Origin of the sequence: Deinococcus arboris (assembly GCF_009755355.1) — a bacterium.
Lineage (GTDB): Bacteria > Deinococcota > Deinococci > Deinococcales > Deinococcaceae > Deinococcus > Deinococcus betulae.
Window position 1 is genome coordinate 1 of record NZ_WQLB01000037.1, and the last position, 22,652, is coordinate 22,652.

General features: G+C 57.9%; 20 protein-coding genes and 1 pseudogene. 10 read left to right on the forward strand and 11 right to left on the reverse strand.

All coding sequences use genetic code 11. The annotated features are described in order from the left end of the window. Window positions 1–348: 348 nt before the first annotated feature. From GO986_RS19315 to GO986_RS19325, 3 genes are all read right to left on the reverse strand, one after another. A complete protein-coding gene (locus tag GO986_RS19315) occupies window positions 349–954 on the reverse strand; it encodes a methyltransferase family protein (RefSeq protein ID WP_157461108.1) in 606 nt (201 codons plus the stop codon). 67 nt (window positions 955–1,021) lie between these two features. Next, on the reverse strand, window positions 1,022–2,206 hold the full coding sequence (locus tag GO986_RS19320) for a ZIP family metal transporter (RefSeq protein WP_232337907.1): 1,185 nt from the start codon (window positions 2,204–2,206) through the stop codon (window positions 1,022–1,024). Then, window positions 2,203–3,348: a multicopper oxidase domain-containing protein gene (locus GO986_RS19325; protein WP_369409484.1), complete on the reverse strand. Its 1,146-nt coding sequence runs from the start codon at window positions 3,346–3,348 to the stop codon at window positions 2,203–2,205. Before GO986_RS19325 ends, GO986_RS19320 begins: the two co-directional genes overlap by 4 nt. A 176-nt stretch (window positions 3,349–3,524) precedes the next feature. Here GO986_RS19325 and GO986_RS19330 point away from each other — a divergent pair, with 176 nt between their 5' ends. Together GO986_RS19330 and GO986_RS19335 are read left to right on the forward strand one after the other, a co-directional pair. Then, complete coding sequence (locus GO986_RS19330; protein ID WP_157461110.1) at window positions 3,525–4,196, forward strand: metal-dependent transcriptional regulator; 672 nt, start codon at window positions 3,525–3,527, stop codon at window positions 4,194–4,196. Further along, a complete protein-coding gene (locus GO986_RS19335; RefSeq protein WP_232337908.1) occupies window positions 4,193–5,476 on the forward strand; it encodes an Nramp family divalent metal transporter in 1,284 nt (427 codons plus the stop codon). The genes GO986_RS19330 and GO986_RS19335 overlap by 4 nt, the downstream gene beginning before the upstream one ends. Before the next feature lie 80 nt (window positions 5,477–5,556). Here GO986_RS19335 and GO986_RS19340 read toward each other — a convergent pair whose 3' ends face one another. Further along, a complete protein-coding gene (locus tag GO986_RS19340) occupies window positions 5,557–7,674 on the reverse strand; it encodes a fibronectin type III domain-containing protein (protein ID WP_157461112.1) in 2,118 nt (705 codons plus the stop codon). Window positions 7,675–7,697: 23 nt separating this feature from the next. Then, the gene (locus GO986_RS19345; protein WP_157461114.1) at window positions 7,698–8,489 is read right to left on the reverse strand and encodes a hypothetical protein; all 792 of its coding nucleotides are present in this window, start codon (window positions 8,487–8,489) and stop codon (window positions 7,698–7,700) included. A gap of 194 nt (window positions 8,490–8,683) precedes the next feature. Here GO986_RS19345 and GO986_RS19350 point away from each other — a divergent pair, with 194 nt between their 5' ends. Next, window positions 8,684–9,415, forward strand: coding sequence for a helix-turn-helix domain-containing protein (locus GO986_RS19350; RefSeq protein ID WP_157461116.1), 732 nt, complete (start codon window positions 8,684–8,686; stop codon window positions 9,413–9,415). Window positions 9,416–9,516: 101 nt separating this feature from the next. Here GO986_RS19350 and GO986_RS19355 read toward each other — a convergent pair whose 3' ends face one another. Then, window positions 9,517–9,885, reverse strand: a complete 369-nt coding sequence (locus GO986_RS19355; protein ID WP_157461118.1) for a hypothetical protein — start codon at window positions 9,883–9,885, stop codon at window positions 9,517–9,519. 447 nt (window positions 9,886–10,332) lie between these two features. On the opposite strand from GO986_RS19355, the gene GO986_RS19360 reads away from it, so the two are divergent. Beyond that, window positions 10,333–10,605: a hypothetical protein gene (locus GO986_RS19360; protein WP_157461119.1), complete on the forward strand. Its 273-nt coding sequence runs from the start codon at window positions 10,333–10,335 to the stop codon at window positions 10,603–10,605. A 55-nt stretch (window positions 10,606–10,660) separates the two neighbouring features. Here the strand turns inward: GO986_RS19360 and GO986_RS19365 are convergent, their stop codons facing one another. After that, window positions 10,661–11,785: a HupE/UreJ family protein gene (locus GO986_RS19365; RefSeq protein ID WP_157461121.1), complete on the reverse strand. Its 1,125-nt coding sequence runs from the start codon at window positions 11,783–11,785 to the stop codon at window positions 10,661–10,663. 134 nt (window positions 11,786–11,919) lie between these two features. Continuing rightward, entirely contained in the window at window positions 11,920–13,374 is a 1,455-nt protein-coding gene (locus GO986_RS19370) for a CehA/McbA family metallohydrolase domain-containing protein (RefSeq protein ID WP_157461122.1), read from the reverse strand. Between the two features lie 138 nt (window positions 13,375–13,512). Here GO986_RS19370 and GO986_RS19375 point away from each other — a divergent pair, with 138 nt between their 5' ends. The 5 genes from GO986_RS19375 (at window position 13,513) to GO986_RS22665 (ending at window position 18,124) form a co-directional block, all read left to right on the forward strand. Next, complete coding sequence (locus GO986_RS19375; RefSeq protein WP_157461124.1) at window positions 13,513–14,733, forward strand: hypothetical protein; 1,221 nt, start codon at window positions 13,513–13,515, stop codon at window positions 14,731–14,733. A gap of 142 nt (window positions 14,734–14,875) precedes the next feature. After that, window positions 14,876–15,652, forward strand: a complete 777-nt coding sequence (locus tag GO986_RS19380; protein WP_157461125.1) for an IS982 family transposase — start codon at window positions 14,876–14,878, stop codon at window positions 15,650–15,652. Window positions 15,653–15,685: 33 nt separating this feature from the next. Further along, a protein-coding gene (locus GO986_RS19385) for an IS630 family transposase (protein WP_157461127.1) occupies window positions 15,686–16,694 on the forward strand; the annotation gives its coding sequence in 2 pieces (ribosomal slippage) (window positions 15,686–16,153 and window positions 16,155–16,694; 1,008 coding nt in all). A 19-nt stretch (window positions 16,695–16,713) separates the two neighbouring features. Beyond that, complete coding sequence (locus GO986_RS19390) at window positions 16,714–17,028, forward strand: hypothetical protein (protein WP_157461129.1); 315 nt, start codon at window positions 16,714–16,716, stop codon at window positions 17,026–17,028. A gap of 87 nt (window positions 17,029–17,115) precedes the next feature. Next, window positions 17,116–18,124 (forward strand): IS630 family transposase gene (locus GO986_RS22665; RefSeq protein ID WP_198170832.1). Its coding sequence is split into 2 segments (ribosomal slippage): window positions 17,116–17,586 and window positions 17,588–18,124, totalling 1,008 coding nucleotides; the frame shifts between segments, so codons are not numbered across the junction. Here the strand turns inward: GO986_RS22665 and GO986_RS19400 are convergent. Further along, entirely contained in the window at window positions 18,107–18,400 is a 294-nt protein-coding gene (locus GO986_RS19400) for a DUF7674 family protein (RefSeq protein WP_157461131.1), read from the reverse strand. The genes GO986_RS22665 and GO986_RS19400 overlap by 18 nt on opposite strands. Before the next feature lie 42 nt (window positions 18,401–18,442). After that, window positions 18,443–19,273, reverse strand: a complete 831-nt coding sequence (locus tag GO986_RS19405) for a hypothetical protein (protein ID WP_157461133.1) — start codon at window positions 19,271–19,273, stop codon at window positions 18,443–18,445. Between the two features lie 696 nt (window positions 19,274–19,969). On the opposite strand from GO986_RS19405, the pseudogene GO986_RS19410 reads away from it, so the two are divergent. Then, window positions 19,970–20,991 (forward strand): annotated as a pseudogene (locus GO986_RS19410) (IS4 family transposase). Between the two features lie 82 nt (window positions 20,992–21,073). Here the strand turns inward: GO986_RS19410 and GO986_RS19415 are convergent. After that, window positions 21,074–22,594: an ATP-binding cassette domain-containing protein gene (locus GO986_RS19415; RefSeq protein ID WP_198170834.1), complete on the reverse strand. Its 1,521-nt coding sequence runs from the start codon at window positions 22,592–22,594 to the stop codon at window positions 21,074–21,076. Window positions 22,595–22,652 lie beyond the last annotated feature (58 nt).

Sequence of the window (22,652 nt, forward strand, 5' to 3'; positions counted from 1 at the left end):
GTTCAGGCCACCTGCTTCACCCAGGCTCTTTCATCGTTCCAACGCTAACAACTTGCCACAACCGCTGCTAGAGACCTGGGACGAACAGAGCGCCTGACGGCGGTTCTGGAGGTCATCGCCAGTCGCTTGGGGCTCACTGCCATGAATGGTCTGCATCGCTTGTCATGCGCTGGAATCAGCTTCGTACCTCAGCTACGGGTGAGAGCGCTATGCCAGCATTGCGGTAGCAATGAACCGAATAGTCGGGTTTGCACCTGACTCTTACTCAGGACGTCGACCAGCGGCTGCTGATCACAGGCAGCTGCCATTCTTTGTCCATGGTGGTGGGCGCTTATGATCGTGAGCGGCTCAGAGCCAGCGGGGCACCCGCGCGCGGTACGCCGCGTATGTTTCGCCGTGTACACCCTGTAAGTAAGCCTCTTCAAGCCGCACCTGCACCTGCATCAGGATGTCTCCGGCCACCAGCAGCGTCAAGGTCAGGACATTCGGTGCGACCAGAAAGAAGCCCAACAGCATCAGCCGCATGGCCAGGAAGATCGGATTGCGCGAGCGGGCAAACACGCCGCTTTGCACCAGCGCGGTCCGCGCACCCTCATCCAGTCCGATCCGCCAAGACGTGCCCATCTGGGTCTGCGCCACCAGGGTCAGGCCCAGCGCACCAACCATCAGAAGCCAGCCCACCCCCTGCAGCACAGGGCTGGTCAGCCAGAGTAAAGACCCCACCAGAGCCTCGGCCTGCGGCATCAGGGCCAGCGCCCCTGTGGTCAGGACCAAGACAACCAGCAGGAGGCGCATAGCCGAGCCCACATATCCCTGCGCACTGTCATCTTTGGGCAGCACGTAGGGGTTCACGCCAGTTCGCCGCCAGACCAGCACCGAGCGCCAGACGAACGCAAGCAACACGTACAGCAGCGTCACGGCAAACAAAACTGGATAAGACACTTGAGATTCCATATCTGAGCATACATTCATATACAGAGCCAAGTAAGAGGCCCAGAGCCACGCTCCCTGGGCCGGTCCTTTAAAACTTGACGAAGAACGCCGTGAAGTACATCAGGGCGACCCCGACCGTGAACCCGCCCAAGGTCGACCAGCCGACCAGCGGCGCGCCCAGCGCCGCCGTATTGCGCGCCACCAGGCGGCCCACCTCCCACACCACCTGAACGATGGCGCCGACCCCCACGGCCAGAAAGACCGTCGCCAGGACCGGGTTGAAGGCAAAGCCGCCCAGCCAGGTGCCCAGGATGGCCGGCCCGCCCGCGATCAGCGCAAGCCAAGCGAACTGCACGAATTTCGGTTGCTGGCGCACCACGGGCGCGACGATGCCCAGGCCCTCCGTGATGTTGTGCAGGGTAAAGCCCAGAATCAGGAAGGTGCCGAGTGCCGCTTCGCCCAGCGCAAAAGCCGCCCCAATGGCCAGGCCTTCACCGAGGTTATGGAGTCCAATGCCGGTGGCGATCCGGTACGACAGGCCCAGGGGCGCTTCCTCGGTCCGGCGTTTGCTCCCCAGCGCCAGCAACACACCCAGGGTCAGGAGGGCGATCAGGAGCACCGCTGCCGTGCCCTGCCAGAAGGCCGGCAGCGCCGCCGCGAACTCCTGGGCGTCCAGGTACGTGCCCACGGCGAGGTACACCAGCAGACCCACCGTCAGGGCCAGGATGAAGTTCATGGCACCCGCACTCAGGCGGCGCATCCAGGGAAACCAGAGCATGCCCAGCACCACCGGCACCACCCCCACGTAGAGCCCCACCAGCCCGAAGCGGAGAAACAGGTCGCGTCCCGGCTGCGGCGTCAGGGTGGCCACGGGAATCTCCGCCTCGAACACGGTGCCCAGCGTGGTCAGCAGGGCGACCTTGTGCGCTTCCTCCTCCACCCAGGGGTACGGAATCGTGAAGGTGGCGCGGCCCAGACGGGGAATGGGCCCGGGCGGGTCAGCAGTGAACGACCAGAAGGCGTCATCGACCATCACCTGCGGCACCGTCACGGTCTGCGGCCCATCATTGACGACCTGCACCTGAATCACGCCGCGTTCCGGCAGGGTGACGCGGCCAATGTTGAGCTGCTCGACAGGTGGGCCCTGTAAGGTCTTCAAGCCGCCGCCCGTGGCCACGAGGTAGGCCAGCACAGCGCCCAGCAGCAACAGGGGCACCACCGCCAGGCCCCACAGGCTGGCCCAGCGGCCGGCGGGCGCCGCCGGCGCACTCACGACTGGCCTCCGGCGGTGCCCTGCCGGCTGCGCCGCGCCCACTGGTCGTCCACTCCGGCGGCCTTCAAGGCCGCTGGATAGGCCTCTGGCTCGACCACCTGAAACGAGCCCATCCAGCCCAGTTCCGTGAATTCACTGATGTGCGGATGAAACATGAAGTTGCCCGTGAACTTGTACTTGAATTCCAGAATGCCGCGCTGGCCCTGGGCCTGCGTGATGGTGTCGACGATGCGGCTGGTCGGCTCCAGGGTGGTGCCGGTGTCGTAGTAATTGAAGAAGTTCGCGTGCAGGTGAAACGAGTTGATCAGGTCGAATTCCAGAATATTGACCAGGTAGATGCGGATCAGTTCGCCCCTGCGCACCGGTATAGGGCGACGCGCAAACTCGAAACCCACCGTGTTGACCGCGTAGATTTCATTGGCCCCGTCGAAATTGGTGTCAAAGGCGTTCTGCACCATCACGAACTCCTGCGCGGGCGGCCGCCCACCTTTGGGGTCTACGATGAAGGCGCCGTACATCCCCTTGTGAATGTGGCGCTTGAGACTGGTGGCGTGACAATGGTAGAGGTGGCAGCCGAACGGCTCGGCGTCAAACTCGTAGACGAACCGGCCGCCAGGCTGGATTTCTCCAGGGCCGGACCCAGGCACGCCGTCCATCTCAGCAGCATGCACGCCGTGGAAATGAATGGTGTGGGGGTGGGCCGTCTGGTTGATGAAGGTGACGCGCAGCCGGTCACCTTCCGTGCAGCGCAGGGTGGGCCCAGGCACCCGGCCGTTGTAGGTCCAGGCGGGAAAAAAGATACCCGGCGCAATCTCGATGTCCTTGTTCTGCGCGATCATGGTGTATTCGCGTAAGGTCTGACCACTGGGGAGGATGCTGGCTTTGCCCCAGTCCCAGTCAGTGAGCATCGCCATAGGGTCGAAGCCGTTTCGCTTGTGGTTGACGGTTCCGACCATCAGGTTGTTGCCATGGCCCGCGTGAGCGGCTGGAACCGCTGAGCCGGGAGAAGCCGCTTCAGCATGTCCAGCACCGTGTGCCGTGCGGCCCTGCCCGAGAGCCGCGCTGCCCGCCAGAACAGCCGCGCCGCCAGCGCCAACCCGCAGCACATCGCGCCGCGACAAGAACGAGCGCAGCCAACTCACGGGAGCCGCCGGTGACCAGACGACTTTATTTTAGATGAGACCATACTTCATATTAGGCAGACCTAAAAAAATGTCAAGGTGCAGCTCAAACTATGGCTATCCTTTTCTCTACTACCTCATGGTCGACGTATTAGGCGCAGCCTACCTCCAGTTTTAGTCTGAGCTAAATTAGGGGCATGACGCACCGTACGCTGTCCTCCGCCGTCGAGGACTACCTCAAATACCTCTATCTCCTGGGACAGCAGAGCGCGGTGAACACGCAGGCGCTGGCCGACACGCTTGGGGTCAATCCCGCCAGTGTGACCGGGATGCTGCGCCGCCTGACCGAGCAGGGCCTGGTGACCCACCTCCCGTACAAGGGCGCGCGCCTGACGCCGGAAGGTGAAGCCGTGGCACTCGAAGTGTTGCGGCATCACCGGTTGCTGGAGCTGTACCTCCATGAAGCCCTCGGTATTCCGCTGGACGAGGTGCATGAGGAAGCCGAGCAACTCGAACACGTCATCAGTGAGAAGCTCGAAGCCCGCATTGCCGCTTGGCTGGGCCAGCCGGCCTTTGACCCACACGGCGACCCTATTCCAAGCCTTGACGGGACTCTTCCTTCCCGGAGTGAAGTGAGTTTGACTGCGGCTGCCCCTGGCGCACCTGTGTGCATCCTGCGCGTCCCTCATGACCCGGCGGCCCTCAAAGGGCTGATGGCACACGGCCTCACGCCGGGCGTCACGGTAACACTTCTTGAGACCAGTCCGGCGCTGGGCACGGTGACGGTGCAGGTCAGCGGCGCCGCGTCCCTGGTGCTGTCAGTCACGCTGGCCCGTCAAGTTCGCGTGGCCCAGGGGGTTTCTGCATGAAGTCTCCAGCCCCAAGTTTTGATGAGCGGATGACCACCGAAGCGACCGATGTCCTGAGTGGCCGCTCCACGCGGCGCGGCGCGGCCCGGCTCCTGCCGTTCCTGGGCCCCGCTTTCGTGGCTTCGGTGGCCTACATGGACCCTGGAAACTTTGCCACCAACATTCAGGGTGGCGCGCAGTTCGGCTACCTGCTGCTCTGGGTTATTCTGGCGGCCAGCCTCATGGCGATGCTCATTCAAGATCTCAGCGCCAAGCTGGGCATCGCCACTGGCAAGAATCTACCGGAGATGATCAGGGAACGTTGGCCCCGGCTCGCCTGGCCCTACTGGGTTCAAGCGGAACTGGTGGCGATGGCGACCGATCTGGCCGAGTTCCTGGGCGCGTCGCTGGCGTTTCAGCTGCTGTTCGGGATTCCACTTCTGTGGGGCGCGGTCTTGACGGCCATCATTACCTTCAGTCTGCTGACCCTGCAGAAACGGGGCTTTCGGCCGCTGGAGCTAGCGATTTCCGGCTTCGTCTTCGTGATCGCGCTGGCGTATCTCGTGCAGATCGTGCTGAGTCACCCTGGCATTGAGGCGCTCAGCGGCTTTGTGCCGCGCTTCGAGGGTCCAGACAGCCTCTATCTGGCTGTTGGGATCATCGGGGCCACCGTCATGCCACACGTGATCTACCTGCACAGTGCGTTGACGCAGAACCGGATTCCGGCACAGACCGCCGCCGAGAAGCGGCAGGTGGCCCGCATGTCGCGCACCGATATCTTTCTGGCGATGGGGCTGGCCGCCCTGATCAACATGAGCATGCTGGCGGCGGCTGCCGCCGCCTTCCACACGTCGGGCCGAACTGACATTGCGGATCTGACTCTGGCGTACCGCACCCTGACGCCCCTGCTTGGTGGCGCGGCGGCCATCGCCTTCGGTCTGGCGCTGCTCTCCTCTGGGCTGTCGAGCAGCACAGTCGGCACGATGGCCGGCCAGGTGGTGATGCAGGGCTTCGTGCAGTTCAGCATTCCCGTATGGCTGCGGCGCACGATCACGATGCTGCCCGCTTTCGCCGTGATTCTGTTGGGCCTGAACCCAACGGACACGCTGATTCTGTCGCAGGTCATCCTGAGTTTCGGGATTCCGTTCGCGTTGGTGCCACTCCTGATCTTTACGGCTCAGCCGAAGGTCATGGGGGAACTGGTCAGTTCGCGCGCGGTTCAGGGGATTGGCTGGTGCATCGCGGCCCTGATTATCAGCTTGAACGCCTATCTCCTGTTTCAAACGTTCATGCCTGGCTGAAAGCGTCTCTCGATCTTGTCTGAGATTCAAAGGGCCCGCCTCTGACACACGAAGTCAGAGGCGGGCCCTTCAATCAGGGTTCAGCAGGGTTTGACGAAATCAGGTGCGGCCTCGTCGGTTTTGCTTGACGGTTGGCCGGTTGCTGTGCCGGTGGGACGGCAAGGCGCCTGATCCGCTGGCGTCGTCACACTGACCTCGGTACCTGTGCTGTAGCCTGCTGCGTTCCCAGCTTTGACTCGATAGGCGTAGCGCCTTGATGGCTGCACATTCAGATCAGTCAACCCTTGTGCATTTGCTCCCAGGGTGGCAATCACTGCGTACGTGCCTGAGGGGAGAGCTCGGCGCTCAACCGTATGCTGAGTTGCCCCGGACCCAGCAACCCACGCCAACGACACTTCCCGGCTATCCTCTGGCGTTGCGGTCAGACCACTGGGATTTCCAGGCACCGGTTGAGCGGGAGTTGTGTTTCGGTTGGTGCAGCGGTCATCCCCGATTTGAGGTTTGAAGACAGCGTTATAGGCTCCACAATCCCCATAGACCTCTGATAACACGCGTGGATTTTGCTTATCCTTCCGGCCATCCAGGGAATACACGAAACCCAGCATGGCGTTGGGCCGAACTGAGGTGGGCCGGGTCCCCTCAAATGGCAGTCCCTGGACAAAGCGGGAGAACTCGGATGGGCTCAGCAGCACCAGTTTGCTCATGATCAAGGTATTGTAAGCGGGCGAAAACTTATCAATTGAAAAGCGGAGTTCTGGGCGGTTGTAAGCAGGATCGGGTTGACCACTGCTGTCTAGAGGCAGATTCAGCACAGTCTGATTCATCTGCTGGAGATTGATGAGCGTGCCTTGCTGCGGCAGACGAGTGTCCTTGTCAATGCCGTATGCCATCGTCATTACGGGATCAAATTTTTGCTCTGGACTGGTGATGTAACTTTCCCATTCAGTCCTGGTCTTGCCTGTTGCATTCTTAAGCATGAAGTCGATCAGATTGGCCTTCGCCTTCTTGATGGACTCCGGCATATTGAACTGTTCGTCGATAAACTTGAGCACCCAGTAGGCCACGCGGCCAGCTTGATCCGGGGCACCCGACATACTGGCCAGATGGTTGAACAGATAATCATCGATAATGTCGCTGACTTTCGCTCGTCGATCGGCATCAATCCCAGCATTGGCTGGGTTGCCATCTGACGAGGGATAAATCATTTGAAGGGCCAGTTCGTGACTCGTCTTGGCCCATTCCTTGAGGCCGTCATCAATGTCACGTTGCCACTCAATTGCATATTCTTTTGTCGCCCAAACCACTGTTACATGATTGAGGTAGAGAAAATTGTACTTGTTCATGCACCAGATATCATAGAATTTACAATTTTTGATTTTTGTCTCTAGGGATCTCTTCTCGTCGTAATACCAGTCGATGTGTTTTCCCAGGACGTTTCGAAGGTTTGAGTAAATGTAGGGAATTGAAGCGACATTTGTTCGCCCCTCATAGAGAGTTTTGAGGGATGTATTCCGAGAAATGTCAATCATCTCATCGTAGATAAAGTTCTCTACGCCGTTGATGCTGAAATCTCCGCTCGGATAGAATGTCCGATTATTGAGTCCGCCATCGAATCGGCCGCTGGTGACCATGCCAGAATAGTCATACTCCACCAAGTTTGGCGTTCGCTTGCCCATATAGCCTTCGATCACCAAATGTTTTGCCGCGTTGGTATGTGGATCCACATCAAATGGACCGCCAGCATACGCATTGACGAAGGTGTGCGCGAAGACGTCGCCTGCTGCGTGAGTCAGGTAGCCGGTGACAAACGCCTTGACCGCCCCACTTTGGGACTGCTGCCCTTTGGTGTAGAGGTGCTGGAGCCAGTCATCTGACCCTTTCCGGACAGAACCGTCGTCCTTGTTGGCTGAGTGTGGCGGATGAATCACCTGTTGCCCAGTGGCGATATCTGGATAAGCATCTGGCCCGAGCACGCCGGCCCGGTACTGGGCGGTATTGGCACGGAGGGCCAGCAGCAAGTCAGGATCAACTCGGTACGTCTGCGTAACCGGTGGGTTTTGCGGCGCCCCATTGGCCAGCACGGGGATTGTGACGAAGCCGTCGTCGAGCGCATCTCGCAGCGCCTCTTCCGCCAGATAGTTATGGGTAATGGGCTTCCACGCATACGCCGTGCCGCCAGTCAGCAGGAGGGTGGTCAACAGAAGACGAGCTGAGAGCCGGATCATAAGTGTCGTCCTTTTTTGCCTTCAAACATGTATGGTGATTTGCTGGGTCGAGTGAATGAGTCCTGCACACGCTGCGCTTCTTCAGGTGGTACGGGTTGAAGAGACGCCACAGAAGACACTGGTTCATCAGACGCGGGAACATACTCACCGCGGCTGGTGTAGAACGCGGGGAGCCCCAGCGGAATCAAAGTGACGGCTTGACCTTCAGTCGGCACAATCGCCCACCGAATATCAAAGGGTGAATACGTGCCAGCGGCCGTCATGGCCACCGCGAACAAGACCGAAGGTCCATCTTCAGCGGGTTGTGGGGTGAATTCACCCTTGCCCACTGGACGCGCCTGCTCTGACGGCCGGAACTCACGTGCGTCTGCTTCCAAGGTCAACCGCTGAACGGGCTCCTCAAACAGAATGAACTCCGTATTCGAGGCCGTCACTTCGTTGTCCCGGTAGAGCGGCAGCCGAGCCAGACCAGCCGTGCGGCCATCCTTCAAATGCAGAGGCACCAGTACCGCATTGCCAAGTTCAGAGAGCGCGCGCTGTGAAACTTTGGTCTCTCCTTCGGTGGCCGTCATTTGAACAGGGGACGCCACGTCAATCGGCTGCCCTGTGGTGAGACTGCCCGCAGTCAGTTGGCGCTGGCCGTCCACCAGGGCACGCGCCCATTCCGGCAGACTCTCAGTGACGGGGAACTGAAGACCAGTCTTGTTCAGTTGAGCAACCACATCTTCGGTGGTGACATAGGTGTAGCCGTTGCTGGCTTGAGCCATTTTGAGATCCGTGTCGTACACGTCTCTCGGGAGGGCCAAGCGCCCAAATTTGCCCGGTGGAGTGTCGGCGGTGGGTGGCGTGGGCTGGGCACAGGCCGCCAGGAGAAGCGGCAAGGCGATCAGGTGGAATGTCTTCATGGAACTTCCTTTTAGACGCAGGAAATCCTCCTGCAGGACGGCGTGCAGGTCGGTTTCACAGATGAGTTTTATGCGCCTTGAGTAAAGTAGGTCGCATCATGGTCGAAAAGAAAGCGTCGTTTTCAACAAGAGACTGGCACCGCGTCACCGACCCCCGAGCCGCGCAGGTCCTGGCACACCGGGATCAGCTGAAATACCTGCGGCCATTTCTGGGGTCAGCGCTCTCGGCCAGTCAAGCGGCCCGCGCGGCGGGCGTGCGGCTGGACACAATGCTGTATCAAATTGAGCGGCTGACAGACTTGGGGCTCTTAGTGGATCTGCCCCTGTCGTCTGGACCGGGCCGGAAAGTCAAGCGGTATCAGGCTGTTGGTGACCGTTTCATTTTGCCGTTCACTGCTCTGCAAGCAGAGACGCTTCTGGCTCTCTTCATGCACCACGACAGTCGCCGGCGGGAAGAGTTCGGCCGGGGCCTGATCCAGGCCGTCGTCGGTGAGGGCGGGGGCTGGCATGTGCGGATGTACCAGCAGGCGAACGGCTCACTGAATTGGGAGGCTGCGCCGGATCACGATCCGGATTGGCGCCAGGAGGACCTGCTGAAACCCGGAGCGCCGGCGGCCTGGTACACGAACGTGACGGTGAGCTTCACGCCGCTAGAAGCGAAGGCGCTGCAGCAGGACCTGGTGCAGCTGTATATGACGCACGTCATGCGGCGTGCGGGGCGTTCGCCGCTGGACAGTGGGCAGGGGACCCGCTATACGCTGCAACTGGGTCTGGCGCCAGTGCAGGACGTCGCAGCTTCAGAACGGTGACGAGGCGCTTGAGCGGGTCGGTAGACCTTGAGAAGTCGTTTGGCCAGCCGCACGGTCCGTAAAGGGTAAACAGCAGGTGCCCTGAATGACGCCTGCAGTGGCTAAGGACGCCGCTCGGCCACTTGGCTCCGCTCGAAATCGCGCTGAAGCTTTTGACGGGTGGCCGCCACCAGCGCCTGAAAATCAACCAGCCCTGCCTGGATATTCTCAGCGGTGACTTCGGCGGTCCCTGGAGCCGCAGCCGGCAGCAGTGGCACTGTGCCCAGGCGGTACAGCGCGGTCTCCCGGCACAGGGCGTCATACCGGGCGTCCAGTTGAAGGGTCGACTCTGCCGGGTGGAGTTGCCGGACCATCAGGTACTCCAAGAACGTGGATTCCCGCCGGTCTGACACCGGCAGTAGGGCCGGTCCATACAAGCGGCTGTAGGCGCGCCACGCGGCCGCGAGGGGCGAAGCAGGCCAGTGCCGCACCTCTGGATGGTGGGAGTGAAGTCTCTGCGTGCTGGCTTTAGGCAACACGCCCCGGCCGTACCGGGCAGGATCTAAGATCAGTGTCGGCCGGACCAAGTCGTACAGGCCTTTGGCGAAGCAAGTGACGCGTCCTTCCTTCTCCCAGGTGCGCAGGCGTCGCCGGGCTTGCTGAAGAGCGGAAGTGCGCGACCCATACAGCGCGTCCGCCAGACGCTCAACGGTCATCGGCCAGGCCGCCTGCCGGGCCAGCTGCCAGTCGAGCTCCGTCTCTTGGACGGAAGCGACCGGAGGCGTGCTGTTCAGCCTGGGCGCTGCCTGGCGGGGCAAGAAGGCCCAGAGCGGGTGGGGCGAGGGCCAGGTCCACGTCTGGAGGAAGTGAGCGGCGTCCGAGAGGTGCAGCAGGGTCGCGGCGGTTCGTGGCGGGGTGCCGCCGGGCAGGCTCGGTATATGCGACCGCTGCGCCCACTGGCGAACCTCGCGCACACGGACGCCAGCCAAAGCCGCCACATCCCCGAGGCGGACCCAACAGTGTTCAGCGGCAGCGGCACCGTAAAGGTCCTGCACGGCTTGCTCAAGAGTGCGGCCCAGCTCATCAGCAACGAACGCGGGGCTCAAGGGGCCATAGACGAAGCGGAGCTGACGGAGGTGCTCGGCAGTGGGGAGTGCAGGCGTGGGGCGGCTGGACATCAAGCCCTGATCATAAGGCGCCTGGAGCGTTGATTGTTCAGTCACACCGAAGCGCAGTGGGCACTGCAGTTGCCCACGAGTTTGGGCTTCAGGTTGTGGCTGGCAGTGCCCGCTGCACAAGCCAGATGGCGGCCACTACAGCCACACCGACCGAGGCTGGGGCAAACACCATCCGCCGATAAAAGACAGTAGCCCGGATCCAGAACAGGAGGGGGACCGCCACGGCCACCAAGGCCAACTGGCCCAGTTCAACGCCGATGTTGAAGCCCAGGAGACTCTGCACCAGCGCTCGCCGGTCTTCCACCAGTTCGCTCAGCACACTGGAGAAGCCGAAGCCGTGCATCAGGCCGAATCCGAACGCCACCGCCCAGCGGGCCCGCTCCTGGACCAGTGGGACCAGGTTGTTCAGGGCCGCGAACACGACGGACGCGGCAATCACTGACTCCACCACTTGAGATGGAAAGGTCAGGATGCCCAGGGCTGAGAGTGTGAGGGTCACGGAGTGGGCGACGGTGAAGGCGGTGACCACTTTAATCACGCTGACGAGGGCTTCGCGGAAGTGCCCCACGGGTTGCCAGTGTCCACCCTGACGCTTGAGTACGGTCGGCAGAAGAAGAGTCAGCAGAAACAGCACGTGATCCAGCCCCGCCCAGATATGCGTCATGCCCAACCAGATGAAGGTCAGAAAGTTCTGCCACGCCCCTGGCCGGGCCAGCGTCACTTCTGCCGTGATGGACGCTGGGGTAAAGACACTGGTCGAGGCGCGGCCGCCCGCTTCCAGATTCAGGAAACCACGGTGCAGCGCCGTGTCCTTCTGGTCCATGAACAGTCGGCTGGTCACCTGAACCGTGCTGGGCGTCAACGGACACTGCCCAGCCAGCTGTAACCGCAGAAAGCGTCCCGTGTCTTTCTTGCCCACCTGCATGGCCTGATCCGTGAGGGTGCAGGATTGGCCGTCGGCCTTGACCTGAAGCTGGGCGAGCATGTAATCCCGCGCCAAGGCCCCTGAGCGGGTCAGTTCCTCATTGCTGACCCGGCCATCCTGATCTGCATCGAGCGGAACGGCCCCGGCGAGGTCGGGCAGCATCACGTCCCAGGTGCCCTGCAGCGCTGTTCCTCCGACCGAGAGATTGAGTTGGTAGTCCGAGGTGGTGTGCGCCTCGGCGCGGCTAGTGATGATAGCCAGGCTCAGCGTCAGAACCCAGGTCAGCATCCGGTTGAGCGTTCGAGAAAGCATAAAAGCACCTCAGATGAAGCTTGGAAACGCCCCACAGGGCGGCGTGAGCAGCTGTACCTCTCAGGGCACGGCAGCGGGACCAGCCTGGGGCTGGTCCCGCTGGCCTTCCGTTACTGCTCAATAAAAACGGGGTTTGAATAGAACCACAGGTCGGCCCAGGGGTTCTCGCCCTTGGGATCAGCTGCCGGTTCCTGCTGGTCGGTGTTGGTGCCGCGCACCCGCACATACATGTCAGCGCTGACATTCTTGAGCGTGTAGGTCATGGTGACGATTTCGCCCTCGCGCTTCCAATCGGCGGCGCTGAGGCGGCGCTCGACGGTTGTCGTGGGGTTGGTGTCGCTGTCGTACTGCGCGCTGGCCACCTTGCCCGTGACCCGGCCGACGATCAGGTCCACCCGTTTGACTTCGGGGGCGTCATTGTGGAAGTTTTTGCCCGCCGGGTCCCGCAGCCGGATGGTGACCGTAACGTCTTTGGCGCCGCCCAATTTCAGAGTGCCACCTGTCGCGGCACTGGACGGTCCAGTCGAGGCCGTCACATCCAGCTCGGAAATCAGGTCACCGGACGTCACGAAGGTGCGGCCGCTGCGCAGGCCGTCAAGGATGTCGTCATAGGACGGCTCAGCCTTCACGTATGTCTTCTGGTATTCCCCAGGCCAGAAGTCGGCGCCCCCCTCGGTGTAATGCACGTGGGAATCTGAAGTCGCCACAATCCAGAAGCGCCGGCCTTCTCCCAGCATGGAGTCCCAGAGGCCCCCCAGACGGGCCGTCATCTGATCAAAGCCGCCGTAGGTGGGGGCGTTGCCGTAAGCGCCCCGGTTGCCCGCACCTGCTTTGAGGCTACCGTCCGGGTTCAGAGCCCCAGCCTGATGTCCTGGCGCGCCTTCGAAGCCGACGTAGACGTTGGGCGCCGCGTCGTTGTTGTTGCGCAGTTCGTGGGGAGTGTCGCTGCCGTAGGTGCCCAGGGCCGTGGCGGACCGGGCCGGATGATTGGCCATGAGAATGGGCTTGGTGCCGTCCATGGCCTTGATGTAGTTGATGGTCTGGAGCGCCTTGTCTTCTGTGTTGCGGGAGGCGTCGACTGGAAATGCTTCGCGGGCGTCCCAGCGGCTTTCAATCTCTGCGAGGGTCTGCGATTCCTTCTCGCTCCGGGGAATCATCAGGGTGTGGTGGTCCATGGCCGGCATGTTCAGTTCCATGCCGACAAAGCTGAGGAGCTGGGGAAAGCGCGTGCGGGCCTGTTGGAGCTCAGGGTAAGCGCGCTCCATGTTCAACTTGGAATGGTTGGGGCCGCCGTGGTCCGTAATGACCATCCAGTTCAGGCCATACTTCACGGCCATTTCGGCGTTCTTGCCGATGGTGTACTGCGCGTCACCGTCAGGCCCACCCACGATGGGCGTGGGCGGCGTGGTCTTGGTGTCATAGCCAGGGCTGTAGTAGCTATGGATATGGGAGTCGCCCGCCAACCACTGGCGGTTGGGTCCGGTCATGGTCTGGCTGTTGAGACCGCAGCCAGCGAGAAGCGTCAGCAGGCTGCCAGTCAACAGCGTGGTTTTGATCACAGTCATGCCGGCACGCTAGGTGGCCCGTGTCAACGGGATGTCTGGTCATCCGATCAGGTGTTGGGACATCGTAGGCGGAGGGCGCCCGCGTCTCCTCAAGCAATTCGCCATCGTAGGTGCGTAACTCCCCGTACAGTGAGCGGCATGGATACGCCAGGCATTTGGGCGCGCGTGCGCGCTTTTACACGGGGCGAGCGCGACGCGCAGACCCTGTACGCATATCGGCAGGCTGGCGCCGCCGTTCATCCCTTACTTGATGCCGCCGAGCGCCGGCGCTTCGATCTGTTGGTCGGCGGCGTCAGTCCGTTTGCCCTCCAGCGTCACGTCGGCCTGGAGCTCGCTTGCGCCTGGAACGCCTTTGCACTGCAAACCCTGGGCGACAAGATGCTGGCAGCTGACGAGGCTGCCGACCCGGACACGGTGGGCTTCGTGCCGCCTGTGACCTATGACCAGGTTGAGGCCTACTATCAACAAGTGCAGCGCTGGCTCGGGTACGCGAGTCAGGCCGAGCACGATCCGGAATTTGATCTGCCCCCGGGCACCCTCCCAGCGGCTCTTCCAGCTTGGTCGCCGGTTGAGCCCTGTCCTCAGCCCCACCTCAGCGCCATGATGGCCGCCCTGGAGGCGCTGCGGCTGCATGCCGAAGCCGCGATGCACAACCTTGAACAGGCCACGCCAGCGGCCGATCAGGCCAAAGTGGCCAAACTCAGGGGTCAGTTCGCTGCCGCGATGTCTGGGGCTCAGTACGCGGCGAGCATGTACCGGCCAGGAGTGTCGACTGAAGTTCACGAACAGATTGAAACCAAGGCCAAGGCGGCGATTGAGGCGCTCTACCGTGTGGGGCAGCTGATCAGTTATCCCGCCCTTTTGGAGGAGCGGGTTCCTGAGAGCGCCCAGCCATCAAGGGATGGCCGCCCATTTCACCGAACGCCACTGCCGGGCGAGCCAGGGTTTAACCCCTGGGCCATGACGGACGCGGCCTCTGTCGCTTCGCTGAAACGCAACCCGGAAGCGACTCGGGTCATTGGTGAGATGTGGTCGCTTGATCCTAACCCAGCCGCCAGTGTTGCCCTCTGGGACGAGATCCGGCGAGCCGTTGAGACAGGTGGTGCCGCACTGGCCAAGAGCAAGAAGGGTCAGCCAGTCGGCTTTTACTTCTGCACTCCATACGCTTCTATTTTTGAAGCTCAGCGGCCCCTCGTGCTGGGCGACACGGCCGTAGCGGTCGGTGAGCGATTCACCCTCGAATGCGCGGCGGAAGGTGTCCGGGTCGGCTATCCCTTTAAGCGTGAAATTGTGACGGGGACGTTTCAAAGTGCGGCCATTGATTACTGCGATCCCGACCAACCGCCGCCGCACGAGTGAGGTGTGGTGGCGCATTCTCTTTCCGTGCAGAGCATGAAGTGTTATTGATCACGATGCGGATTAGCATTGATATTCTTGACCCCGTTTAGGGCCTGAGTGAGGGCCGCTCCAGGGTGTCCAGGACAATGAAAATGGAGTGGGTATGGCTAGATATCGACTCCACCACCGTTTAGGTCGTCGTTGTGTCATTCGTCGCCTGCTTCGTTGGGCCCGAAAACATTTCAAGCACCAGAAGAGCTGCCGACATCAGAAGGTCACCGATGCGTACCTTGTCGCACTGCTCCTCTCTCGGTACGTGTTTCAACATCCGTATCCGTCCATTTGGTGGAATATCCTGCGGGAAGACCGGCCCCAGCTTCCCAGCTACACCCAGGCATTTACTCGGGGGCAACGTCTTCTCGGACCGCTTGAAGCCATCGTCAGCCCACCTGTGCCGTGTGCGGAAGTCGTGGTGGACTCAATGCCGCTCCCGGTGTGTCGTCCTAAACGGGGGAAACGCTGTGCGTTTCCCGGGGCGAGGTGGGGATTCGGCACGCAGGGCGACTTCTTCGGCTTCAAACTTCATGCCTGGGTGTCACCGCGTGGGCAGGTCATGCAATACGTGATCCGACCTGCGAACCTGCAGGACACAACTGTCGCCTATGAGCTCAACAGCCGCTGGCCAGCGTTCGGCGGACCGAAAGTCATCGGAGACAAAGGGTATTGCGCACTGGGCTTCACCTTCCCACCTAAGAAAAACACCCGGTACGACACCGGGTGGCGACAAGACCGGCACCCGAAATTACGCAAACGCATTGAAACCGTGTTTTCTCAACTGGTCGAGGCTCAGGTCCGCTCGGTTCAAACGAAAACCCTGACCTCATTGCGGTTTCGTGTCGTCCTGGCTGTCATCGCACACAACCTCATGTCATCTTATTGACAACGGCGCAAATCCGTCTTGGTATTTTGAGGTATGGCGGAATGGCAGCCGACCCGATATACCCGTGCCCAACTCGAAGAGCGTCGACTGGCCGCTGCGAAGTGGCTGCAAGAGGGCAAGTACGCCCACCGCGAAATCGCTGAGCATTTTGGAGTCTCCGTCGTGACCGTCACCACCTGGAATGCACGCCTGAAGAAGAGAGGGACCCTTCAGGCGACGGTCGCTCCCGGTCGCCAGTCACGGATGACCTCTGCACAGCACGCGCAACTGCGCACCCTCCTGCAGGAGGGTGCGCTCGCCCATGGGTTCCCCGACGAGACCTGGACCACTCGTCGGGTGAGTGAGTTGATTGGCGGGCGGTTTGCGATCTGGTATCACCACGATCACGTCCGCAAACTTCTGCACCAGTTGGGCTGGACCCCACAATTGCCGAATGGACGCGCCGCAGAGCGCAACGAGCTGCGGATGGCCACCTGGAAAGAACAGACGGCACCCGAGTTGAAAAAAAAAGGTCGCTGAGGGCGCCACGCTGATCTATCTGGATGAGGTGGGCTTTGCGTTGAAGGGGGTGCGACGACGGACATGGTCGATCAGGGGCGTCACGCCCCTGGTCACACTCCCCGCAAACTGGGAGAAGCTGTCGACGATTGGGGCGATCACATCAGATGGACGCTTCTTTCAGAACACCAAAGCTGGCGCCATCAACAGTGGCAATGTCACCCAGTTTCTTCAACATCTGCTGCGTCATGTGACGGGCGAGATGGTCGTCGTGCTGGACAACGCGAGCATTCACCGAGCCACAGCTGTACAAGCGTTCGTGGCAAGCCACGAACGCTTGTCGCTGGAATATTTGCCGCCATATGCCCCGGAGCTGAATCCGATCGAGTTGGTCTGGGCCTATATAAAGCGCAATGTTCTGGGCAACTTTTGTGCCCGTACAGTCGGGCTGTTGAAGCAGAAGCTGGCGAGGGCTTGGCAGCGTGTGCGATACGTCAAGCTGCCACGACAACTTCTCAATACGAATCTATACCGCGATCAATAAACGGGTACGCTGTTCAGGCATGAAAATAGCGGGTCGCACAGCCTGGAACGAGCCTGTCTTCGAAGAGATTGGCTCTAGAGACCGCATTCTGCTCGCACATCTCAGCAGCCTGTGTGGCGACTTACAGGACGAAGACGATGCACGGCATATCAGCAGTGCGGCACGCACCATACTTCGGGGTTACTTCTTCGACACTGCCGGGTACATCCTGGCAGCCCAGGGTCGAGACATCGTGATTACCGCTAAGTACGCGACGTTCGAAGCCTCTATTGACCGGGAAGAACTGGCCGAACTGATGACACAGTGGGCCGGGCACCTGGAATCAAGCGACTGAGATGCGCCAGGCCAGCAGACTGGCCGCTCTGGACATCTCTAGAAGTCCAGGTTCCTTGCCTCAGGCCCTAAACGGGGTTCTTGAGGTATGCCCGGATGGCAGCCTACCCATTACTCGCGTGCTCAACTTGAAGAGCGCCGCCTCGCGGCGCTTGAATGGATCGCACGCGGGACGCACAAGAATCAGGAGATTGCCGATCACTTCGGGGTCTCAGTACACACCGTGTACAGCTGGAAAGGCCGGCTCAAACGCACCGGCAGTCTTCAGGCCACGGTGGCCAGCGGTCCAGCCTCACGGCTCACGGCAGAGCAAGGAGAGCACTTGCGCACCCTCCTGCGGGAGGGTGCCGTGCATCACGGCTTTCGGGATGAAACCTGGACGACCCGGCGTGTCAGTGCATTGATCGGCCGGCACTTCGAGGTCTGGTACCACCATGACCATGTCCGGCACATCCTGCGCCGGTTGGGCTTTACCCCGCAGATGCCCGATGGCCGGGCAGCGGAACGCCATGAACTTCGGATTGCGTCCTGGCAAGAACAGGTAGCCCCGGAGTTGGAAAAAAAAGGTCGCTGAAGGCGCCACGCTCGTGTACCTCGATGAGGTGGGGTTTGCCCTGAAAGGGGTCCGCAGACGGACTTGGTCCACCAGAGGTGTCACACCCCTGGTCACCTTGCCAGCCAACTGGGAGAAGCTCTCGACGATTGGGGCGATCACGTCGGGTGGACAGTTCTTGCAAAACACGAAGGCAGGCGCGATCCGGAGTGGGGATGTGGTCCACTTTTTTCAACACCTCCTGCGCCATATCCAGGGAAACATTGTGATGGTGCTCGACAATGTGGGCGTCCATCGGACGAAAGTCGTGCAGGCGTTCGTGGCTCGCCACGAACGCCTGTCACTGGTGTATTTGCCGCCGTACGCTCCCGAGCTGAACCCTATTGAGCTGGTGTGGGCGTATGTGAAGCGCAACGTCCTGGGAAATTTTTGTGCCCGCACCTTGACGGTCTTGAAGGAGAAGCTGATCGGAGCGTGGCAACGTGTCCGGTATATTGGCCTCCCACAACTCCTTATGGATGCAAACCTACGCCGTGATCAATAATCGGTTTGACAGGCTTTCCAAGAAGCAAGTGCAGGCTTCATTGGCGACTGCTGTTGTGCCTTCAATCTGGCAGCGTTCGATGAGCGCGAAGATAGGTTGAATTCGTGCTTCATCACCAGCACGTACCCAAGGATCAACGACATCCAACAGATGCATGAACAGCCAGGCTTCGCTTGGTGGCCGTCCTTTTGATGTTCGTTCGTCATCTACTTCAAACTCTGGGATAAGTTGCAAGATCAAGAACTGGAGGTGTGTGGCGTCGATGACGGCTGACATCCACGTCAATGTAGAGGCTAAAAAACTCTTCACATACGCACTTTAGCGATTGAAAGGCTGATCACTGATCCAGTGAAAGCCGCGCGTCATTAAGAGCTCATCCTTCGTATCACGAACGAGGACTAAACGGCGTTGAGAGTTATCACCAGTACCCTGCAAGATCACTTCCTGGCCGAGCTTAATATAATCAAAACTAATATTTTTGCCTTGAAGTGCCACACTCAATTGATTAGAAGACGTGTTCAAGAGGTAGGCGCCTAATAAGCGTTCACCGCTCACTGTATTGACCATAGCGCGCATGCGACTCGCTTGCTCAGAAGCTGAGTACAGACGGTCCCCTAATACTATTTGAGTCCAACGGTTGTCATCTTTGACCTGAAGCTGAGCGGGATTAGAATCTTCAAGCACACGGTAGATACCTGCCATGTCGTGTGTAACGGCTTGCCCATTCGCTGCTTGAGTACTGGTAAAGCTCAGCCAGGGTACAAGTACGAGAAGCGTGACTAGAAGGACAACTCTTATAGTGCGGTCGAGCCACACCAATCCTACTTTCATTGTTGATAATGGGAAGGCTACGGCTGGCGCGGCACGTCCACTGAATAAAGCTATAAGACGATATCGATATGGAAAGATTAGAATTAAGCAGAACATCAGAAGATGGATGCTAAAAATCTTCACTGGTACATCAAAACTCATATTTAGTAATAAAACGTATCCTATTACTCCGAGGCCAATCGACGCACCCGCTAAGCTAGTGCGGCGAAATAGAAGCAGAAGACCAGGAAGAATCTCTGCCAGACCCCCCACTGTCTGATACAGCGGTGAAATCCCAACCGTTCGCCAGAGAACCCCCATGGGAGACATGGCAATCATAGGGAGAGAGAGTTGTACCAGATCCGGTCTGGGCATTTGAAACTGAAACACTTTGATCCAGCCATAGGTCAATAGGACCGCTGCGACGCCATAGCGAAGGAAGGTATGGTAAGGCCACTTGAGGGACTGAGTCAGTTCTTGAAGGCGGGGAAGGCGCCTTTCCGCGATAGCCCAAACAATCCCAATGACCAGAGCAGTAAGTAACCACAATCCGGTGAGGTAATACTGCTCAAGGGTATCGCCACTCCCATTTCCATTCGCTGGACTGATAGGTAGTAGTGGCGTCTGAAGATAGTGACTCCACCATTGCGCAGCCTGCCGCCAGGGTAAACCCAATCCCCGGGTGACGTAGAGCAGTGTGTAGAGGAGGCTAATCCTGAAGAGAATGGACTCGAGTTTAGACCGTATCGGTCGAGTAGATATCCAAAAAGAAGCGAGCACCAATATATTTTGAGCTATTATAACCAGCCGTACAAACAGATTTGACTGCCTCTGGAGTGAAGAGTTTTTCAAGAATAGCGGAATTATTCCACATTTAGGATTGTATTATCCTAACTTGGAGACAGCAACGAAACGGTTGGAAGTCCAGAGCAGTGGCTCTGTGCATGACTGAATGTGAAAGTGGTGCGCCGAGCTGACTACTAGTCAAAACTCGTGAGCCAACAGAAAAGTCGGCTCCAGTCGCGTGTTTCTGCGATGAAGACACGTCAGAGTCGACATCCCCATGATACCTTGCAGACCGCGCTGCGGGCTGCATTTCCCGTCGCCTTGAGGTGCTGACGGCGCTGATCCTGACCATGGTGCAAGCCCGCCGTGTCGTCCTGCACACGCTCAAGACCTATGTGCCGTTACCCGGCTCACTCGACACGCGGTACCAGCGGTTGCGGTGATTTGTCCGCTTCACGCTGTCTTTCCTTCCGGACGGCGAGCTGCACCTGATCTTGGACCGTACCAACTGGAAGCTGGGCAAACAGGACATCAATATTCTTCTCCTCTCTGCGGTCTGGAACGGCTTCGGTCTGCCGCTGTTGCGAACTGCTCCCTCATGGCCGCAGCAGTTCGCAACAGGTGCGCGAAGCGCTCCTGACCCGGCTCCTTCGGTGTTGCCCGGGCCGGTCTATTCGGAGCCTGCTGGCAGACCGGGAGTTCATCGGGAAATCGTGGTTCACGTTTTTGGATGGGCACGACATTACGCCTTGTATTCGCCTGCCGGCGACTACCACAATTGGCACGGGCAAACTGACCGTCTGGGCGTGCTTCAAAAAACTCCAGACCGGCGAGATTCGCCGCTGGCACCGCCGGATGGTCGTCTAGGGCGTGTCCTTGCGCCTATGTGCCACGAAGAATGCCGCTGGCGATGTCCTGTACCTCGCCTACCGGGGCCACGCTTCAGTGAACTTGCGCCGTTCTGCGCAGCGCTGGCAGGCGGAAAACCTGCACGCTGCTTTGAAAACCAGAGGCTTCAATCTGGAAGACACCGGTCTGACGCAAGCGGAGCGCGTGTCGACATTGCTCACCTGCGTGTCCGCCGCCTTTATCTGGGCTTGCGCACCGACCAACTGCTGGCTGCCAAGCAACTCGTGAAACGCAAGAAGCACGGACACCGTGTGGTGTCCGTGCTCCGACTGGGCCTCGATCATCTCCATGATCTCCTGCTCCACCCGTCGCCCTCGTCCTGGCGGGCCTTACACACCCTCATGCCGAGTTTTGACTGGTAGTTAGCAGCGTTACAGACCGTTATAACAAATTTTAATGAGCAGTCAAATTAAAGTCTCCTCTGCTTCTGCAGAATATTGAAGATCACAGATTTATAATGTTTCTTCTGGAGTCTGATTGTATGAATTCAGAATCATGAGTGGCGATTACAATAATTTTTTGATCACGCAACTCTTTCAAGTAGTTTAGAAGATTTAATTTAGTAAGTTTGTCAAGGTGATTTGTAGGCTCATCTAATATCAAAATTTTGGATTCACTATATAACGCTCTGGCGATGAGAATTTTTTGTATCTGCCCTGAAGATAAATCGCATTCACCTAGCTCTCTACCATACATTTTATCTAAAATATTTGTAGGGATATTTAGAGTTTCGATTATATTTTCTAGTCTGCTATGATTGATTGGTAAAGCACCTAGAGTGATGTTTTCCTGAATTTTTAAAGGATACATAATACTATCTTGATACACAACAGATATAGGCGGAATTGTGGAATTTGTCCCATCCTTTCGTTTAAAGAATATCCCTCCCGTAGTTGGCGTAAGATGTTGAGATATTATTTTTAGTAGTGTAGTTTTCCCACTGCCATTTTTTCCTATCAAATATGTAATTTCTCCCTCCTCGATTCTAGCATCTATATTATATAAAATTGGATTTAAGCTCTCGCCGTAGGAAAAAGATACATTGGCAACAGCAATTGAGTTAGTTTTATGCGATATAGAGTCTAGCTCTGTATTTAATTTATAAATTGTGTTTTCTATCTCCTTCTGCCTTAGCAAATAGGGCACTGTATCAGCAGCAGATAGAATATAATTAATAAGAGATGAAATCTGAGTCTGAAACTGTTGAATTGCACCAAGAAGCAGGCTAAATTCTCCTATAGAAACCGAATGGTAAATTGCTCGCTTAATAATTAGTGTGCTAGCAATTCCAAGAAAGATGGTCGCTACTGCAGAAGCACTTATACTACGAACCATTGATCTCCTCCCTAATGCACGGGTCGACTCGAATACATAATCAGTATTTTTCTGCCAAATATTCAAGAGGATTTTAAATGGCTTAAAGGTAATATAATCCCTTAATACCTGTGATTTCTGGTGAAGATTCATAACGGAAGCAATTATTCTACTAGATTTAATGGTATTAAGATAATTTTTATAGATATCTTTTGAATTGAATAATCGAGAAATAATTTCTGGAATCACTGAAAGTATTATAATCAGAAATATATCAAATGATAATATATTGGAAAGCGAAAAAATAATGCTTATACTTGCCAGAGAACGGATAAAACCTAGAACATTACTTAGCATGGATGGCCACTTATCTTCCAAAATCATGCGCATCTGATACATTAAATCATATGCATCACTATTTTCTAGCAAGTCTAACTTAATCTCAGAAGACTGTAGTATTATATTTCTTGATCCCATATTAGATATCCTGATATTTAAATTATTTAAGATATATTGATAAGTATTGTTTATAATGCTCATTGAAGATAGCAATACCATTTGTGCTAATATCAGCATAAAAGCTTGACGCGACTTCATATTATCATCGATCTGGCTTGCTACAATATTTATTAAGTGCTCAGTAACTTTCAATATACACCCAGGGATTATTGACTGCAGAATAATTAAAATTATTAAGCCGATCAAATTA

Bases quoted from the DNA above. Each gene is read 5' to 3' on its own strand.
- GO986_RS19390 (WP_157461129.1), top strand. From the start codon at position 16,714: ATGAAAATAGCGGGTCGCACAGCCTGGAACGAGCCTGTCTTCGAAGAG.
- GO986_RS19405 (WP_157461133.1), bottom strand. From the start codon at position 19,273: ATGATTGCCATGTCTCCCATGGGGGTTCTCTGGCGAACGGTTGGGATT.
- GO986_RS19330 (WP_157461110.1), top strand. From the start codon at position 3,525: ATGACGCACCGTACGCTGTCCTCCGCCGTCGAGGACTACCTCAAATAC.
- GO986_RS19375 (WP_157461124.1), top strand. From the start codon at position 13,513: ATGGATACGCCAGGCATTTGGGCGCGCGTGCGCGCTTTTACACGGGGC.
- GO986_RS19400 (WP_157461131.1), bottom strand. From the start codon at position 18,400: ATGTCAGCCGTCATCGACGCCACACACCTCCAGTTCTTGATCTTGCAA.
- GO986_RS19365 (WP_157461121.1), bottom strand. From the start codon at position 11,785: ATGCTGACCTGGGTTCTGACGCTGAGCCTGGCTATCATCACTAGCCGC.
- GO986_RS19380 (WP_157461125.1), top strand. From the start codon at position 14,876: ATGGCTAGATATCGACTCCACCACCGTTTAGGTCGTCGTTGTGTCATT.
- GO986_RS19360 (WP_157461119.1), top strand. From the start codon at position 10,333: ATGCGACCGCTGCGCCCACTGGCGAACCTCGCGCACACGGACGCCAGC.
- GO986_RS19370 (WP_157461122.1), bottom strand. From the start codon at position 13,374: ATGACTGTGATCAAAACCACGCTGTTGACTGGCAGCCTGCTGACGCTT.
- GO986_RS19335 (WP_232337908.1), top strand. From the start codon at position 4,193: ATGAAGTCTCCAGCCCCAAGTTTTGATGAGCGGATGACCACCGAAGCG.
- GO986_RS19315 (WP_157461108.1), bottom strand. From the start codon at position 954: ATGGAATCTCAAGTGTCTTATCCAGTTTTGTTTGCCGTGACGCTGCTG.